Raw genomic sequence first — 14,598 nt, 5'->3', positions numbered from 1 at the left:
CGCGGTGAGGCGGATGGCAGGCCGACAACACCCGTCGCCATCGGACATGGCCGCGACTGCGCCATGGAGACGGGAGTCAAGCAGATCGGCGGCCCGCTGCCCGGCGTCCGGAAGGGTCCAGACCCGTGCCAGAGTGATCCTCATGATCCCCGCACACATCGTCGACGAGCCGCCGCTCACGTACGCCGACAGCTTCGACGTACCGGTCCTGTTCCGTAACGGACCCGCGAACAAGCCCAAGAGGCAGTGGCGTACGGCGAAGCATGAGGCGTGGAGCGCGTCGGACGGGTTCCCGGCAACTGACGGCTGGTACGCCCCGACCACCACGTGGCGGGAGATCATCAAGGCTGCCACCGAGGTCGGCCGCGACGTCACCCCGCACCTGCAGAACCAGCCCCTGTACGCGCATGGGGAACTCGTCGCCCGGGTCTCCCCGCTGTACGCCTACCTTGGCGCCCACCCCGTCACGCCCCGGCACCCCGTACCGGGCGCAAGGGGTCAGCGCCTGACCCTGAATCCGGTGTATGAGCACGGCACCGAGCGCACCGCACAGAACGCCGCCGCCTACCGGCTGGGCATGACGATGACCGAGTGGGCCTGCCGCTCCCTGCTGGGCCTCGGCCAGACCCACCACCTCGAACTCGGCGGCCCCATCCCCGCCCTGAGCAAGACGTTCAAGGACCCGAAGAGGACGCTGCCCGACCTGTGGGGACGGCATGAGGCGGAAGAGATGTACTGGCTGATCGAGGCCAAGGGCGGCAGTGTCGGCGTCGGCACGCTCCGTAAAGGGTGGGCACAACTGGAGGCCGGCAGCAAGGTCCTCGGCTCCTACAAGCACCGCATCGTCCTGGTCGGGGCGTCCGTGCGGCCCGGAGACGACCTCTTCCTCACGATCGACCACGACCTGCACTCCGGCGAGCCGCCGCTTCCCCCGGCCGGATCCGGCGCTGACGACGCAGCGGTCGGCCCCGGCAACCTCGAAGACCACCTCGGGGACAGCGACGACGCGCTCATCGGCGCGGCCCGTGCCCAGATGCTCGCTTACCTGGCTCTGCGCTCCGCTCCCGCCTCTCAGTTGCGCACGGTGCCGGTGCCGGCCGACCGCGCTTCCCGCCACCGGCGTTCCGGGCTGACCACCCCCTTGGAAAACGACGACCTCACCCTCGCCATGCGGGCGGACGCCCGCGGAGCGGCGCTCCACATCGAGTCACACACCCTGCGCGCCCAGATGCGCTCCTGGGGGCTCGACGACTTTCTCACCTGCCGCATCCCTGGAACCGAGGTCCACCTCGGCATGTCCAGAAAGCTGTTCGCCGCCTGCGCCCGCCTCCACGAAGAAGATCTGGCCATCGCCCAGCGCACCCCGGGACTGCGCGCCGAGGATCAGCCAGCCCTCGACCAGGGACTCAGCGACGAAGCCCAGGAAGCACAACGGCTCACCCAGCGACGGATCTTCCGCGAGCAGCAGGAGGAAGCACGCCCACGGCTGCGCCCCCTACTCCGCGACGCCTACGAGCGGGGAACGACGAGCGACTGGAGCGACCTGCTCCGCCGTCCCCAGGAGCCGAAGCTCGACCTGGAGGGCGACGAGGGTCTCCTCGAAGCGGCCACGCCGGAAACGTACCTGGCCGTCAGCCGCTACGATCTGCCTCCCTCACGCGCCTAGTCCGGCCCGGGCGGCTTCCGGGGTGAGCGCCAGGCCATGGAGACGTGACTGAGCGACCCTCACGGGTACGGCGGCGGGTTCCATGGTTGGAACCAGCGGTGGGTGATCAAGCTGGTGCATCTGTGGGTGGTCTGCCGTGTGGACGGGCACCGGCCGTGGCGCACCAGCGTGGACGTGCTCCCCGACCAGGATGTCCTCGACACCATCGGGTAGGGGGCCGGCTCGGACGATGGCGACTGCTTGGCAGCGCAGCATTACCCGGCCGGCCCGTGGTCTAGCAGGCTTCGGCAGTTCCGCCCTCGGGCCTGAAGAAGGCAACGACGGCCCTGCGCAGCTGCGTAGCCAACTTGCGGGCGTCGCGTAGGTGACTGCGTGCCGCTTCGGCTTCCTTGTACGTCTTAGTCACCCCGCGCAGCGTTCTCGTCACCTTCTCGCTGAACTGGGCGAGACGCTCGAGAAGCTCGATGCATGAGGACACGATGGAGGGGCGGGGTTCTGTAGCCATGCGATCAGTCTTATCGCCCGGTGGGCGTCTTGTCCGGGCATTGCGCTCAGCGCAGACCGTCATGTCCGGCGCTGCGGGTCGGGCGCGAGCGTAATGGCCATCCAAGGTGCCGCCTCCGCGCGGTAGCTGTGTCCGACCGGGGCCAGTTCAGCGCTGCGGGAGAGACTGAAGATCGCAACCATGATCATGTCCGAGCCGTCCGCGACGGAGGTGAGCTGGGTGCGGCAGCGCTGACAGGACCCTCGATGAAGCGTCGGCCAGGTGGAGAAGTACGTCGGCTCACCTGCCGGGCCCGTCCACTTCAGAGCGTCCCTGTGGAATCCGACCCACGCCATCGCCGGCGCACCGGACAGTCGCGTGCAGTGCTCGCACGAGCACAAGTGGGGGTCGTTCGGAATACCGGACGCCTCGTACGCGTGGTCGCCACACTGGCAGTGCCCGGTCCATAGGTCGGGGACGACGATCGACTCGGCCATGGGTGGCTCCTCTGGTGCGAGAACTCTGATTTCCCGCGGCAGCTTGCCGCACCTCTGCACGCTCGCGCTGGCGTTCGGTCTTGCCCGACATAAAAGAGGCGGCAAGTCCACCCCTGACGGTGAACGCGCGTACGACCCTTCACGGTTCGGTGATGCGCAAGAGCCACGCATGGGCGGCGGGTGAATCGACCACATCGCACACCGCCTCCGCTCGCATCGGACACGCATCCACGACAGAGCCCCCGGAATCGAATGATTTCGGGGGCTCTGAGTCATGCCGTGAGTCGGGTCAGCTCTCGCTGGAGCCGTCGTCGGTGGAGTTGTCCGTGCGTCGGCGGCGAGCCGCAATGAGGGCGCCTCCGCCAGCAGCGATCAGAACTCCGGCACTGCCGATCAGCCACGGGGTGGCGTCGGCGCCTGTGTGCGCGAGCGAGCCCGCAGGGGCGGGCGCCGCGGTGCTCGACGCGGTCTTCTCGGCGGTCGGGGTACCCGAGGCGGATGGCACCGAGACGTCCTCGTCCTTACCGGGCTTGCTCGGAGAGGGCTTGTCGCTCGGCTTGACGGTGGGCTTATCGGCCGGCTTGACGGTGGGCTTATCGGTCGGTTTCTGCGTGGGCGGCGGGGCGGTCGCGGTCTTGGCGTTGGTGACGGTCACGGTCACCGGGGCGCCGGGGCCCGCGCTGAACGTCTTGGACGGCTTGTAGAGGTCGTAGCCGGCGGGAGCCTTGATCTCCTTGACCCAGAACTGGGTCTTCCGGCTCGACACCGGCAGCTCTCCAGAGGCGGTGCCCTTGGAGCCGGTGGTCAGAGTGAGCAGCGTCGAGTCGCCGGTTCCGATGTTCACGGTCGCGCCGGGCAGGAGCTTGCCGGACTTGTCGTCCTTGGCCTGCAGGAGGACCTTGGCGGCCTTGAACGGGTCGGTGATCGACAGCCGTGTGGTCGCGCCTGGGGTGACGATGACGTCCTGGTCGGCGACGACCTCGTGGAGCGGGCTACCGGAAGCCGTCTCCTTGAGCCGGTAGACGCCCGGCGCAAGGTCGGGGAAGGTCAGCTTCCCCCGTGCGTCGGTCTTCCCGCGTCCGGCTTCCTGGCCGGTGGAGTCGAGCAGCAGGAACGTGGCGCCGGGGAGGACGTCCCCGGCCGTGTCCTTCGCGGTGATCTCGACGCTGCCCGCGTCCGGGGCCGGTGTCTCGGCGGGGGCGGCAGAGGCCGAGGGGGTTGGTTCGGAGGGCTGGGCGCTCGCGGCCAGCGCCAAGGTGAGGGTGGCGGTCACCGCGACAGCGACGGCGGCGGCGGATCGGACGAGACGTGCGTGCACGAGGAAGAGGACTCCTTGGTCAGTAGGGGAAGGTCAGCGAGTGCGGCCAACGGCGTGCGTCGGGGGCGGCAGAGCGGGCGTCGGATAGCTGGGCGGCTGCTTGGCCGCAGCTGGTGCGGCGACGAAGAGGTGACGGCGAGTGTGGAAAGGGACCTCTTTGACGGCCCGCTGCAGGGGCTCGGTGGAGATCAGGCAGACCTTCCTCCCTCCGGAGGGCCTGGGCAGCGTGCGCCACCGATATGGCCGAGACCGGCAAGGTGACCCGGGAGAACCGTCACGGTCTGGGCAGGGTCGAGGTCCTTGAAGGGGTCGGTGAGCGGTTGGGGCAACACAAGGAGAGGCTCCGGCCGGGAAGGCTGCGCGGAACTGAGCTGCGCGAGGATCGGTACGAGGACTCAGCGGGTGCGGGCCCCGGCGGGGGCGGCCGGCGGGACGGGAGTGCTGCGCGGGGTACGGCCGGCCGTGCGCCTGGGCGTGGATGCGGTCCAAGCACCGGGGAACCAGACGGCCGTGTACTGCTCGATGGCGTCACGCAGCCCGGTGGTGACGGCCCCGTCCCACGGGGGTCGGCCGGGGCGGTGGTACTTGTCGAAGGTGCCGTACTGCTTGGTGTTCGGGCGGGTGTTGGTGGCTTCGTCGCGGCGGTGGAAGGTGCCGTGGTCCACGAAGCTGAGCGCCACCGCGTCGATCTCGCCGCGGTCCGGATGGACGACCGTCACACGCAGCCCGCCGTAGGTGTCCGCATGGATGGTGCCGGTGAAATCGATCCTCAGCCGCAGCGGTACGCCGGGAAGGGGGGCGGCGAAGTAGGTGTTGCCCACGACGGCGTGGTCGTGGAAGGGGAGGCACAGCTCGGCGAAGAACTCGGGGGCCTGCAGGGGCAAGAGGGGTCTCCGGAAAGGGTCGGGCTGGTCCTACCGGCGTGGGCCGCCGGGCAGGGCTGGTCGGCTGGTGGTGCTCCAGCGCGGGACGCTGGCCGCGGGGAGCGCGGCCGGGCGTCGGGACGCGACGGCCCGCTGCACGTCGAGGGGTGTGGGCGCCGGCGGTCCGGGCGGAAGGATCGGAGTGAGCTGAGCCATGCCCTTGATGTAGCTGAAGGTCTCCTGACGCCACCGGGGCAGCGGAGCCGGATCCGCGACGCACTCGGTGACGGCAGTGAGCAGGGCAACGGGGGTGTCGGTGCTAGCCGTGGCGTACCAGACGGGCCGCTCGATGGACTTGCCCGCCCACAACTGCCAGCGGGCGTCGCGCGTCGTCAGCTCTGCCTCCGGATCGAGGTCGCCGGTGGTGAACTCCATGCCGGCGAGCCCGTCGGGGGCCTGGACGGCGAAGACGCCCCAGCGCGGGCGGTCGATCTCCCAGCCCTGTTTCAGGAGCGGGACGACGGCGAGGAAGGGATCATGCGCGTCGGTCCCGGAGACCGGCCGGGCGAGGTAGGCGTCCGGCCCCTTTTCGTACGCCGTGGCGAGGACGGTGGTGAACGACTGAACAAATTCGGTGGGGACGCGGTCGTTGAAGCAGACGCCCCACGCCGGTGGCCCGAACGAGTCGTTGTATGCGTTGATGCGCCAGAGCCCGTCGTCCTCGCCTTCGGGCAGGTAGCCCAGGCGCACGCGCCGGTCGGGAGCGCTCACGTACACGTTGGAGACCTCGTCGTACCGGAGGTCCCAGCCGAGGTCGAGCAGCGGCGCGAGGGCGGGGTCACCGGTCCCGGTGGTGGACGCGAGATGGCGCGGGGAAACGTAGACATCGCCGTCGATGTCGCGGCACGGATCGGACTGGTGGCTCATCGGTCCGCCCTCGTGGCGACGGTGATCTCGTCGGCAGCGGTGTCGAGCCGCTCGGAGACCTCAGCCGTGCTGCCGCCGGTGACGATGTAGAACCCGGCCCGGGCGGTGAACAGGTCGCCGTCGGGCGGCAGGAGGAGCTGCTCTCCGACTTCGCGGATCCACTGCACCTGCCGCAGCCACGGAGTGTGGGCGGCGAACGGCTGGTTGATGTGCCGTGCGGTGAGGGTGCCGGAGGCGTCCGGGTAGAGCATGCGGATTCCCGCGGCCCGGCTGAGGGTCGGGGTGAGGTCCGGCGCTCGGCCGCAGGCGAGGTCGGCGGCGGCCTTGGGTAGGTCGATGCCGGTGGCGAGGCGGACGAGATGGCCGATCATGTCGCCGCCGATGCGTGCGTTGACCTCGATCAGCCGGGGCTGGCCGTCCACGAGACGCAGTTCGACATGCTGCACGCCGTCGGTGATCCCCAGGGCCTTGACCGCAGCAGCGGCTGCCGGGGCGACCTGGGCCAGGAGCGGGTCGGTGGCATCGACGGTGTGGCCGGTCTCGTCGAAGTACGGTGCGGGCCCCAGATGCTTGCGGGTAATGGCGACCGCCGTGGTCGCGCCGCGGTGGGTGACGCATTCGACGGAGACTTCCGACCCGTCGAGGTACTCCTCGACCAGGACGGAGGTGTCCTCGCGGCTGCGGTTCGCGCCGGCCGAGGCGAACGCGAACGCGGCGGGCAGTTCTTCGGGGCGGTCGACGCGGATCACTCCGATGCTGCCGGCGAACGCGGCGGGCTTGATGACAGCGGGGTAGCCCAGCGTCATCGTCGCAAGGCTGGCCTCCAGCAGGGTCCGCGCCTTCATCGAGGCGGCCGACGGCACCCCGTGGCGGGCGAACAGGGCGCGGGCGGTGGCCTTGTTGCGGCAGGCCCGCATCACCTCGACGGACGTCGAGGACAGACCGAGCGCACGGGCGAGGCGGGCGGTGGGGACGAGGTTCCACTCGTCCCAGGTGACCACACCGGCAAGGGTGTGGCGCTTGGCCAGAGCCCGGCCGCCGGCGAGCAGCGCTGCGGGGTCGCTCAGGTCGACGACGGCGTGGTCGACGATGAACGGCTTCTCCCACGACGGCTCGATGCCGGTGAGCAGGATGACGTCGTACGCAGCGGCCACCTGCTCAAGGCAGTAGCCGCGATAGGTCTCATCGCCGGGAGAGATAACGAGCACGAAGGGTCGAGCGGACAAGAAGGGGTTCTCCGTATCGGTGGACGGCAGGACGAGAGAAGAGAGAAGGGGTGTCTCAGGCGGCACGACGGCGGCGCAGCTCGAACGCCCCGGCCCAGTGGGGGTGCTCGTCGATCAACTTGCGGACGTACAGGGCGGTGTAGTTGTTGTTCAGCCCGGCGACGCCGTACGGGAGTTGGCGGCGCAGGTCTTCGAAGAGGTCCTTCAAGCTGACCCGTGTGGCGCCGGAGGCCAGTCGGCGGGCGGCCATGCGTTCCAGAGCGCGGTAGACGTGCGGGTTGTGCGCGTCGAAGGCGTGGAACTGTTCGGTGATGGTGCGACCGCTCGCGCGGTTCGTCCCGAGGACGGCGGTGGGCATGAGGTTCTCCACAGGCTGTAGGCGCAGCAGGGTCAGGTGTGCAGGGTGGGATCGGTGCGCAGGCGGGCGAAGGCGCAGAACAGGCCGAGTGCCTGCAGGGCGGCGCACGCGGTGATGACGTGGCTCAGCGCGTCGGGCGGGGTGAGCGCGGTGAGCACGCCGGCGACGGGGAAGGGCAGCAGGAGGATGAGGATGGTCGCCGACAGGGTGCTGCCGAACTTCTCCGGGGGAATCAGGCGGGAGCGCAGGGTGCGCAGGACGACCGTCATGCCGCCTTCGGCCGCCATGAGGACCGCGACCAGGACAAGGTAGGACAGGTAGTCGGGGGCCTGGGCGGCGGCGAGGCAGGCGAGCGAGGCGAGGGCGGCGCAGGCGGCGCCGACCGGCCACAGGCCCAGGCGGTCGAGCGCGAACCGGCAGATGGTGACGGCCAAGAGGGTGGCCGCCGCGGCGGCGGACCAGACCAGGCCGACGGCAGTGGTGGACTGCCCGAAGTGCTGGACGACGATCACGGGACCGGCCGCTTGGAGAAGCCCGGTGGCCAGGTTGGACAGGGTCAGCCCGGTCACGAGCCAGCCGAGCGCGGGAAGCGAGCGGATGATGCGCCACCCGGTGAGGAGTCCGGCGCCGGTCTGCCCCTTCGGCGCGCGGGCCGGGGCGACGGGCGAGGGGGGTGTGCGCAGGGCGAGCAGCGCGGCAAGAAACGAGAGCACGGTGATCACCGCGAGCATCGGCGGCGGCCCGACGAGCAAAAGCACTCCGGCGAGGGCCGGGCCGGCCAGGGTCGCGGTCTGGTCGATGCCGAGCAGGACGGCTTGGACGCGGTGGGCCCGCGCACCTGCTCGGCGGCTGGCGGCGGTGCCCGCGGTCTCGGCCGCGATGTAACTGAACTCGGTGAGCATGCCGGTCGTCGCCGCGAGCACCATCACGGTGGCGCTCGCCACGGTGCCGGACGGGTGGAGGTGGAGCAGGACCGCGCCTGCGGCAAGGGCCAGCGCGCGTCCCAGGGAGGCGAGGTGGAAGACGACGGCCGCCCCGCGCCGGTCGACGATCGATCCGGCCCACCCGAACGCCGCCAGACGCGGAATCCACTCCAGGGCGAACGCGGCTCCCGTCAGCGCGGCGGAGCGCGTGGTCGCCAGGACCAGCAGCGGGATTCCGTAGGTGGACATCGCGAACGCGAGGGCGTCCGCCGTGCGCGGCAGGTAGATGCTGCGCATCAGCCCGGCGGTGTGGCGTGCATGCCGGGGTGTGACCGCTGCGCTCACGCGACCGGCTCGGGCTCGGACACCCGGGTGACTTGGGGGTTGCCGGCCAGCCACTGGATCAGGAGAGCGCGGGGACGGGCAAGGTCCGCCTCGGCCTCGTCGCTGGGCAGGCGCGCGGCGGACGGCCGCGAGAGCCCGTTGGCGCGCTCAGTCATAAGCGAGGGCGCAAGGAGGTCGAGGACGTGGCGGATTCGACTGCTGAACTCGCAGACCGGTGCCGGGTAAGCGTGGCGTCGGGCCCAGCGCGCAGCCGCGTCGTACAGGTCGGCCAACCCCGCTCCCGAATCGGTGAGTTCCAGACCCGAGCCGGGTGCGGTCCGGACGAGACCGTGGCCGCGGGCCGCTTCGGCAGCGCGGCGCAGCTGGTGCAAGGAGAGGTCGGGGAGGGTACCGGCCAGCCGCCGCGGCGGTATCGCCCCGTTGTCGTCGATCTCGGTGACCAAGCGGATCAAGGAGCGCGAGGCCAGCAGCTCGACAGCGTGGCGTACTTCGGCAGGGGGGAAGAGGGTGGTCATCGGCGCGGACCTCCCGCCGGGATGGCCGCCTTCAGGCGGGCGGTCGTGGCGTGGGAGAAGAGATCGCGGTTGTGCCACGCCGGAGAGGACTCACCCGTCCGGGCCCGCGGGAGGGCGGCGGGGGCCGGCCGGGACTGGCTGCTGACCCACGGCCTCGGCGCGGGCCTCGCCTGCGGGTGCCCCCAGACCGGGTGCTGGGCTGCCTGGTTGAGGGGCTGTCCAGCGGACCATGCGGACAGGGCGCCTAGAACGGGGCTCAGGCCGTCGCCCGCCGCGGACAGCCGGTAAGGCCGGCCCATGCCCTCGGTGTCGACTAGGCCGTCAGCGACGAGCTGCCGCAGCGGCGGGTAGATGTTGGTCCAGTCGCTGCTGGGCATCACGATCCGGGCCAGGGCCCGCCCGCTGACCTCCTGGCGGGACTTGAGCACCCACAGGAGGGCGGCGGCGTGCCGCCGGGTGAGCAGGGTGAGGCTGTCCTCGATCTGCTCGATCGCGGGCAGCGGGCGGTCCGCGGTCTCCAGGTGCTCCTCGGCCCAGGTGACGATCATCGGCAGGACCGGCAGCAGGGCGGCACCACGCTCGGTGTGGCCGTAGGTCACATGCCGTGCGGTGTGTTCGGTGCGCTCGACGAGGCCGGCGTCGCACAGCGCTTTGAGCTTGGGGTGGAGCTGGCCGTTCTGCAGCCAGGACACCTTGGCCGCCAGCTCGCTGTAACGCAGCGGCGGGCCGGAGAGTGCCAGCAGGATCCTCACGTTCCAGCGTGGGGTGATCATGGCGAGGGCCTCGGTGACCCGGGCGATGTCGGCGTCGGTGTCGGGAGGCAGAGCGGTGATGGCCAAGGGAGGAACTCCTGGGTGAGTAAGGGAAATCGCCTGCGGATCAGCGGCTAGGTGCCGTGCTCTGGGCTGGAAGGGGCGGAGCCGGAACGGGCGGCGAGGGAGTCGGCGGGGACGGAGCTGGGGCCGGGACGCGGGCCAGGCTCTGCAGAACGGCGGCGACCGACTTGGCCTGGACGTCGCGGACTGCGACTGCATCGGCGAGCCGGCGGGAGCCGTCGAGGAGATGGGAGACCTCGTGCCGGCCGATCTGCCGCTCGGGGTGGATGAGCCGGGCGAGGTGGTCGCGGTGGAAGTCGATGCTGCGCTCGGCGAGGGCGAGGTCGTCGTGCATGCCGAGCAGGGCGGAGAGCATGCCGGGCGGCTTGTCCTGGGCGTGGGCTTCGAGGTCGGCGAGCGGCGCGCCGTACAGGTCCTCGATCCGTCCGGCTATCTCGGTGGACGTGAGGTGGGGCAAGCGGGGGCTTTCACGGTCGGGGGGCCCGGGCTGCCCCGGCACGCTGGGGTGCCGGGGCGGCGGACGGGGGCAGGGTTGCGGTGGCCCTGAGTTGTGCCGTGCGGACGGGTCGGGCCGGCTGGTCGGGCGGGGGCATGGTGCGTAGCAGCTCGCCGAGGGCTGCGCGGTAGCCGTCGCGGGCGTCGAGCGCCGCCTCCAGCCACTGCGCGTCGACGCGGAGCTTGTCTGCCGACAGCTCGCCGATGTCGCGGTCCGGATCCATGTCCGCGTGCACGCGGTCGCGGACGCGGGCGACCTGCTCCTCGGTCAGAGCCAGGAAGGAGCGCAGTTCCAGGGCACGGGCGAGGGCGGGCGAGGCATCGTGGCCGGCAGCTGCCTCGTACAGCTCGGGGACCGGGTTCCCGAAGACCTTCTGCAAGTCGCCGTCCATGGTGCTGGTCTTGACCCGGCTCATCGGGCGGGCCTTCCCGCTCGCCACGCCGACGCCGACGCGGGTGTGCCCGGGGGTCGTTGGGGAGCGCTGGTCTGCACCGCCGGCCCGGTTCGGGGGCGGAGGCGGGCGAGCCGTTCGGCGGCGAGGTCCTTCTTGCCCGGAGCGTCCGGGTCGAGTAGCCACCGCACGACCACGGCCCGGCCGTCGCGTGCCGTGACGGCCGCGTTGACGCGGTGGGCGAGGCCCATCGTCGGGTCGTCGACCTCGCTGGGCTGGGCTTCCAGCGCTGCGAGCAGGTTGTCCTCGGCGCGGTCGAGCACGGACTGAGCCTGGACGAGGAGGCCGTGCCACTTGACGACGTCGGTGGCGTCAGGATTCGCGGTCGGCTCGGCGCCGACCGCAGCCTTGAGCTGGTCCATGTCCATGGCGAAGCGCGCTTCGATCCGTTCGGTGAGCACGCCCACGACATCCTCAGCGTCATCGGATATGCCGTCGGACAAAGGAACTCCTGTTCTGGAAAGGCCGATGCCTGGGGGAATGTGAGGGGCGGCCGTATCCGGCAGCTCAGCCGATTACTGGCATCTGCTGAATTCCTGTCAGTCCAGGCACATACGGACGTCGCGGTAGACGTACGTGCCGGACACCCAGCCCTTGACGCCGGTCGACTTGTCCGTGATGTAGAGCCAGTTGCCGCTCTTCTTGGACACGCTGAACTTGTGGCTCTTGTAGAGCACGCCGAGCGCGGTGGACTTCGAGCTGGCCTTGGACCGGATGGTGACGGCCTTGGTGTGCACCTCGTACGGCAGCGGCGGCAGGGACGAGCAGCTGCTCGCGGGGGTCGCGGATACGGCGGCGGGGGCCGCGCTGGCGGTGGTGGCGGACAGCATCGGTAGCGCGAGTGCGCCGAGCATCGCCGCGGAGATGGCAATTCGGGTGGAGCGCATGCGGAAGAAACCTCCGTGAAGGCATAGGGATTGCGTGGAGTGGCGCCGCAGGGTTGTCCCGGCGGCTGTATAAGAGTCCGGAGAATCGCCGGTTTGGCTAACCGGCGATCGTCGGCTATGTTTCGCCGCCCGCGTCGGCCTTGGCGCTCAGCGCGAACGGCCGGGCGGGCGCGGAGCAGGGGTCTTCGCCACACCGGCCGGGCGGCTGGCGGCGGCTGCCGGGCGGACCGGCGGGAGAGGACCGGCCTCGCCGCCGAGCCGGTCATCGCACCACTGCAGGGCCTCGCCCACCGTGTCGAAGCCGCCCTCGCGCAGGGTGTGCGTCCACGCGTCGGTGTCGACCTCCTCGACCACGACGCGGAACGGGCTGGGGGCCCGCTCGTCCAGGGCGCGGAGTGCGACGACGGTGACCATTTCGTCCGGGTCGTCGGCGGTGCAGGAGTAGCCCATGGCGTAGTGGTCGCCGTCGCCCGCGAGGCGTCGCTCCAGCGCACGAGTCGCCTCGTCCGCCGGCGGTGGCCCCAGCTCGGGGTCGAGGCCGATGGCATCGTGCGGGCAGCCGCGGTGAATGAGCCAGGACTGTGCCATCGCGGGCAGTGGCAGAAGGGCGTGCTCGAAGCTGAACGTCCGCTCTTCGTGGTCCCGTTGCAGATGTACGGCAAGCACTTGCGGCGCACCGGGGTGCCCCCAGGTGGCGGTGCGGTCGAACAGGACGTAGTAGCTGTGCGCGCCGTCGTGGTGTTCGGCGAGGGGAACGAGCATGTCCTCGTGGACGGCGACCTTGCGATAAAAGTCGAGGTACCGCTCTTCGTCGGCTTCGAAATCGTCCAGCTCAAAGTCAACTTGGGGGATGGACTTCCGAGCCGGTGCCGGTTCGGTGGGAGACAACAAGGGCCTTTCTGTGGAGTTCAGCGCCGCTGCGCCGGGGTGGACGGCGATGCGCCGGGGCGAGCCGGGACCTTCGGCGCCTGCGTCGTGGGCGTTCGTCGGGCGGCGAACAGGGCGGCCCGTCCGGCGTCGGTGAGGGCGACCGGCTGGCCGGCGTGCACGGGGTGGGCGGTGTCCCGGACGACTAGGCGGGCGTCCTCTAGCCGCTGCAGCTTGGCGTGAGGGATGCGGGTGCCGGAGGCGGCTGTGACGGACATCCGGCCGGTCAGCAGGTGTTCGTAGAGCTTGGCGCCGCCGGCGATAGCGAGCAGCGCCGCCTGGTCGTCCGTCGAGAGCGGCTTCGCGTCGGGCGCGGAGGCCGCCGCGGCGGCCTCGATGGGCTCCAGGGCGGCGAGCACCTTCCGGGCAGCGGCGTTCCGCGCGTTGGTGGCCTCCTCCAGCTGGTCCACGGTGCGGTCGATACGCGTGAACAGGGCGTCATCGACGTCGAACTCGCCGCTGGACAGGCGGTTGAGGAGTCGGAGGTAGAAGGTGACGCCGGTCTGGGTCTTGGACAACTCGCGATGCTGGTCGACCAGGTGGGCATGTGGCTCGTCGAGGACACCGCGGTCTCGGTAGGACCACAGAGTGTCGATGTCGTGGCCAGTGACGGCTTCGAGGCGGTGGTCGAGCGGGGAGACCGCACGCCGGGCTGGTGTCGGCGTGGGCTCAGGGGGCATAGGCGACACTCCGTGCTTTCAGCGGGTGTGATGGTGCGCAGGGTTGTGTGCGGGACGGGGCAGACCCGGCAGCGCGGTGGGCGGTGGGCCGGGCCGGGGCGCGGGACCGCGGGTGGCCAGCTGCGGGGAGCGGGAGCGTGCTGCGTGGGTTCGGGCGCTCAGCGGCCGGCGGGTCATCCCCAGGCGGCGGCCGACCTCGTCGTAGACGTCGTTGTCCGCACGCGGCCGGACCGCGACGACGTGGATCTCCTTGTGGTGCGCAGACTCTGCGGGTGCCGGGCGGACCCCGTAGACGACGCGCCAGTCCTTGCGCGAGTCCACGAACAGCTTGCGGTAGCCCTCCAGGTCACCGTCGAGGCGTAGCCCGAAGCGCTGAGCGTTCACGACTTCCTGCAGGTAGGCGAGGGTGAGGTCGCGGATGTCGCTGGGGGCCTGGAGGAGGTCGGTCAGCGCGCGGGGATCGAAGCTCAGTCCGAAGGCGGGCTGCCCCTGTCCCGCGGTCATGACGTCGGCTCGTCCGGCTCGGTGGGCGCGGCGGCTTCCGCCGTGGCCGCTGTCTCCGTACGGACGGACGGCGGCGGGCCGGGCAGAAGACGGTGCGCGGGCCGCTCGGGAGAGGTCATGCAGGCCGACAGCGGCCCACCCGGTGCACGGATCGCAGCAACGGCGTGGGTGAGGAAGTCCCGGTGCCACACGAACAGGCCGCTCAATCCGGCTTCGGGGTCCTTGTGCTGCTGGTACGCCAGCCACAGGGCGTGGAGCCAGGCCACGACATCGTCGTGCTCCTGCCACTGCAGGCACCAAGGCGCCGCGGTGGTGACCTCCGACCCGTAGACCGGGAGGAAGAAGTCGTCGACCCAGTCCGACAAGCCGTCGAGTTCGTCCTCCCTTTCCTCACCGTCGAGTTCCAGGATCGGGCGGGGCTCCGGCGGAGCGGCGGCAGGCGGCCCGCCGAGCCCCGGCATGCCGAACGCGGCGAATGGCGATCCACTTGGCTCCGGGGCGGACGCGAGGTGGTCGAGTTGCTGCGCCTGTTTCGCCGACTGCTCCATGAGCCGTCGGACGCTCGCCTCGATTCCCTCTAGCTGCGGATCGGGAATACGTACCGGCTCCAACTCCCCATCTTCAGGGGGCTTTATGGCTTCGGGCATGAAAAAGTTGGGCCTCCTACGAGAAGCGGAATGAGAGAAGGGCGAAAG

At 70.7% G+C, this 14,598-nt stretch carries 19 protein-coding genes; 1 reads left to right on the top strand and 18 read right to left on the bottom strand.

All coding sequences use genetic code 11. The features are described from left to right. Positions 1-142: 142 nt before the first annotated feature. Positions 143-1,666, top strand: a complete 1,524-nt coding sequence (locus OG936_RS27635) for a gamma-glutamyltransferase (RefSeq protein ID WP_406498261.1) — start codon at positions 143-145, stop codon at positions 1,664-1,666. Positions 1,667-1,940: 274 nt separating this feature from the next. On the opposite strand, the gene OG936_RS27630 is transcribed toward OG936_RS27635, so the two are convergent. From OG936_RS27630 to OG936_RS27545, 18 genes are all read right to left on the bottom strand, one after another. Further along, positions 1,941-2,171 (bottom strand): hypothetical protein, encoded by a 231-nt coding sequence (locus OG936_RS27630; protein ID WP_185298067.1) that lies wholly within the window; start codon positions 2,169-2,171, stop codon positions 1,941-1,943. A 59-nt stretch (positions 2,172-2,230) separates the two neighbouring features. Continuing rightward, positions 2,231-2,647 (bottom strand): GFA family protein, encoded by a 417-nt coding sequence (locus tag OG936_RS27625; RefSeq protein ID WP_406498259.1) that lies wholly within the window; start codon positions 2,645-2,647, stop codon positions 2,231-2,233. Positions 2,648-2,936: 289 nt separating this feature from the next. Continuing rightward, positions 2,937-3,965, bottom strand: a complete 1,029-nt coding sequence (locus OG936_RS27620; protein ID WP_406498257.1) for a SpaA isopeptide-forming pilin-related protein — start codon at positions 3,963-3,965, stop codon at positions 2,937-2,939. A 395-nt stretch (positions 3,966-4,360) separates the two neighbouring features. Beyond that, positions 4,361-4,849 (bottom strand): hypothetical protein, encoded by a 489-nt coding sequence (locus OG936_RS27615; protein WP_406498255.1) that lies wholly within the window; start codon positions 4,847-4,849, stop codon positions 4,361-4,363. A gap of 30 nt (positions 4,850-4,879) precedes the next feature. Beyond that, the gene (locus OG936_RS27610) at positions 4,880-5,755 is read right to left on the bottom strand and encodes a DUF317 domain-containing protein (protein WP_406498253.1); all 876 of its coding nucleotides are present in this window, start codon (positions 5,753-5,755) and stop codon (positions 4,880-4,882) included. Beyond that, positions 5,752-6,981, bottom strand: coding sequence for an ATP-grasp domain-containing protein (locus tag OG936_RS27605; protein ID WP_406498252.1), 1,230 nt, complete (start codon positions 6,979-6,981; stop codon positions 5,752-5,754). The genes OG936_RS27610 and OG936_RS27605 overlap by 4 nt, the downstream gene beginning before the upstream one ends. 55 nt (positions 6,982-7,036) lie before the next feature. After that, the gene (locus OG936_RS27600) at positions 7,037-7,339 is read right to left on the bottom strand and encodes a hypothetical protein (RefSeq protein WP_406498250.1); all 303 of its coding nucleotides are present in this window, start codon (positions 7,337-7,339) and stop codon (positions 7,037-7,039) included. 32 nt (positions 7,340-7,371) lie between these two features. After that, positions 7,372-8,607, bottom strand: coding sequence for an MFS transporter (locus OG936_RS27595; protein WP_406498248.1), 1,236 nt, complete (start codon positions 8,605-8,607; stop codon positions 7,372-7,374). Beyond that, the gene (locus OG936_RS27590) at positions 8,604-9,122 is read right to left on the bottom strand and encodes a regulator (protein WP_406498246.1); all 519 of its coding nucleotides are present in this window, start codon (positions 9,120-9,122) and stop codon (positions 8,604-8,606) included. The genes OG936_RS27595 and OG936_RS27590 overlap by 4 nt, the downstream gene beginning before the upstream one ends. Then, positions 9,119-9,961, bottom strand: coding sequence for a winged helix-turn-helix transcriptional regulator (locus OG936_RS27585; RefSeq protein WP_406498244.1), 843 nt, complete (start codon positions 9,959-9,961; stop codon positions 9,119-9,121). The genes OG936_RS27590 and OG936_RS27585 overlap by 4 nt, the downstream gene beginning before the upstream one ends. Before the next feature lie 40 nt (positions 9,962-10,001). Then, on the bottom strand, positions 10,002-10,415 hold the full coding sequence (locus OG936_RS27580; protein WP_406498242.1) for a hypothetical protein: 414 nt from the start codon (positions 10,413-10,415) through the stop codon (positions 10,002-10,004). 10 nt (positions 10,416-10,425) lie between these two features. After that, entirely contained in the window at positions 10,426-10,869 is a 444-nt protein-coding gene (locus OG936_RS27575) for a hypothetical protein (RefSeq protein WP_406498241.1), read from the bottom strand. Continuing rightward, positions 10,866-11,348, bottom strand: coding sequence for a hypothetical protein (locus OG936_RS27570; protein ID WP_406498239.1), 483 nt, complete (start codon positions 11,346-11,348; stop codon positions 10,866-10,868). The genes OG936_RS27575 and OG936_RS27570 overlap by 4 nt, the downstream gene beginning before the upstream one ends. A 96-nt stretch (positions 11,349-11,444) precedes the next feature. Continuing rightward, complete coding sequence (locus tag OG936_RS27565; protein WP_406498237.1) at positions 11,445-11,792, bottom strand: SH3 domain-containing protein; 348 nt, start codon at positions 11,790-11,792, stop codon at positions 11,445-11,447. A 147-nt stretch (positions 11,793-11,939) separates the two neighbouring features. Beyond that, positions 11,940-12,683 carry a hypothetical protein gene (locus OG936_RS27560; RefSeq protein ID WP_406498235.1) on the bottom strand — a complete coding sequence of 248 codons (744 nt, stop codon included), beginning with the start codon at positions 12,681-12,683 and terminating at the stop codon, positions 11,940-11,942. A 17-nt stretch (positions 12,684-12,700) separates the two neighbouring features. Beyond that, the gene (locus tag OG936_RS27555; RefSeq protein ID WP_406498233.1) at positions 12,701-13,399 is read right to left on the bottom strand and encodes a hypothetical protein; all 699 of its coding nucleotides are present in this window, start codon (positions 13,397-13,399) and stop codon (positions 12,701-12,703) included. An 18-nt stretch (positions 13,400-13,417) separates the two neighbouring features. Beyond that, positions 13,418-13,903: a hypothetical protein gene (locus OG936_RS27550; RefSeq protein ID WP_406498232.1), complete on the bottom strand. Its 486-nt coding sequence runs from the start codon at positions 13,901-13,903 to the stop codon at positions 13,418-13,420. Continuing rightward, complete coding sequence (locus OG936_RS27545) at positions 13,900-14,451, bottom strand: DUF4913 domain-containing protein (RefSeq protein WP_406500636.1); 552 nt, start codon at positions 14,449-14,451, stop codon at positions 13,900-13,902. Before OG936_RS27545 ends, OG936_RS27550 begins: the two co-directional genes overlap by 4 nt. Positions 14,452-14,598: the final 147 nt, after the last annotated feature.

The sequence above is a fragment of the Streptomyces sp. NBC_00846 genome (assembly GCF_045207325.1).
Taxonomy (GTDB): Bacteria; Actinomycetota; Actinomycetes; order Streptomycetales; family Streptomycetaceae; genus Streptomyces.
This window is presented reverse-complemented; position numbering and strand designations above follow the sequence as displayed.

Bases quoted from the DNA above. Each gene is read 5' to 3' on its own strand.
- OG936_RS27635 (WP_406498261.1), top strand. From the start codon at position 143: ATGATCCCCGCACACATCGTCGACGAGCCGCCGCTCACGTACGCCGAC.
- OG936_RS27630 (WP_185298067.1), bottom strand. From the start codon at position 2,171: ATGGCTACAGAACCCCGCCCCTCCATCGTGTCCTCATGCATCGAGCTT.
- OG936_RS27625 (WP_406498259.1), bottom strand. From the start codon at position 2,647: ATGGCCGAGTCGATCGTCGTCCCCGACCTATGGACCGGGCACTGCCAG.
- OG936_RS27610 (WP_406498253.1), bottom strand. From the start codon at position 5,755: ATGAGCCACCAGTCCGATCCGTGCCGCGACATCGACGGCGATGTCTAC.
- OG936_RS27600 (WP_406498250.1), bottom strand. From the start codon at position 7,339: ATGCCCACCGCCGTCCTCGGGACGAACCGCGCGAGCGGTCGCACCATC.
- OG936_RS27590 (WP_406498246.1), bottom strand. From the start codon at position 9,122: ATGACCACCCTCTTCCCCCCTGCCGAAGTACGCCACGCTGTCGAGCTG.
- OG936_RS27575 (WP_406498241.1), bottom strand. From the start codon at position 10,869: ATGAGCCGGGTCAAGACCAGCACCATGGACGGCGACTTGCAGAAGGTC.
- OG936_RS27565 (WP_406498237.1), bottom strand. From the start codon at position 11,792: ATGCGCTCCACCCGAATTGCCATCTCCGCGGCGATGCTCGGCGCACTC.
- OG936_RS27555 (WP_406498233.1), bottom strand. From the start codon at position 13,399: ATGCCCCCTGAGCCCACGCCGACACCAGCCCGGCGTGCGGTCTCCCCG.
- OG936_RS27550 (WP_406498232.1), bottom strand. From the start codon at position 13,903: ATGACCGCGGGACAGGGGCAGCCCGCCTTCGGACTGAGCTTCGATCCC.
- OG936_RS27545 (WP_406500636.1), bottom strand. From the start codon at position 14,451: ATGGAGCAGTCGGCGAAACAGGCGCAGCAACTCGACCACCTCGCGTCC.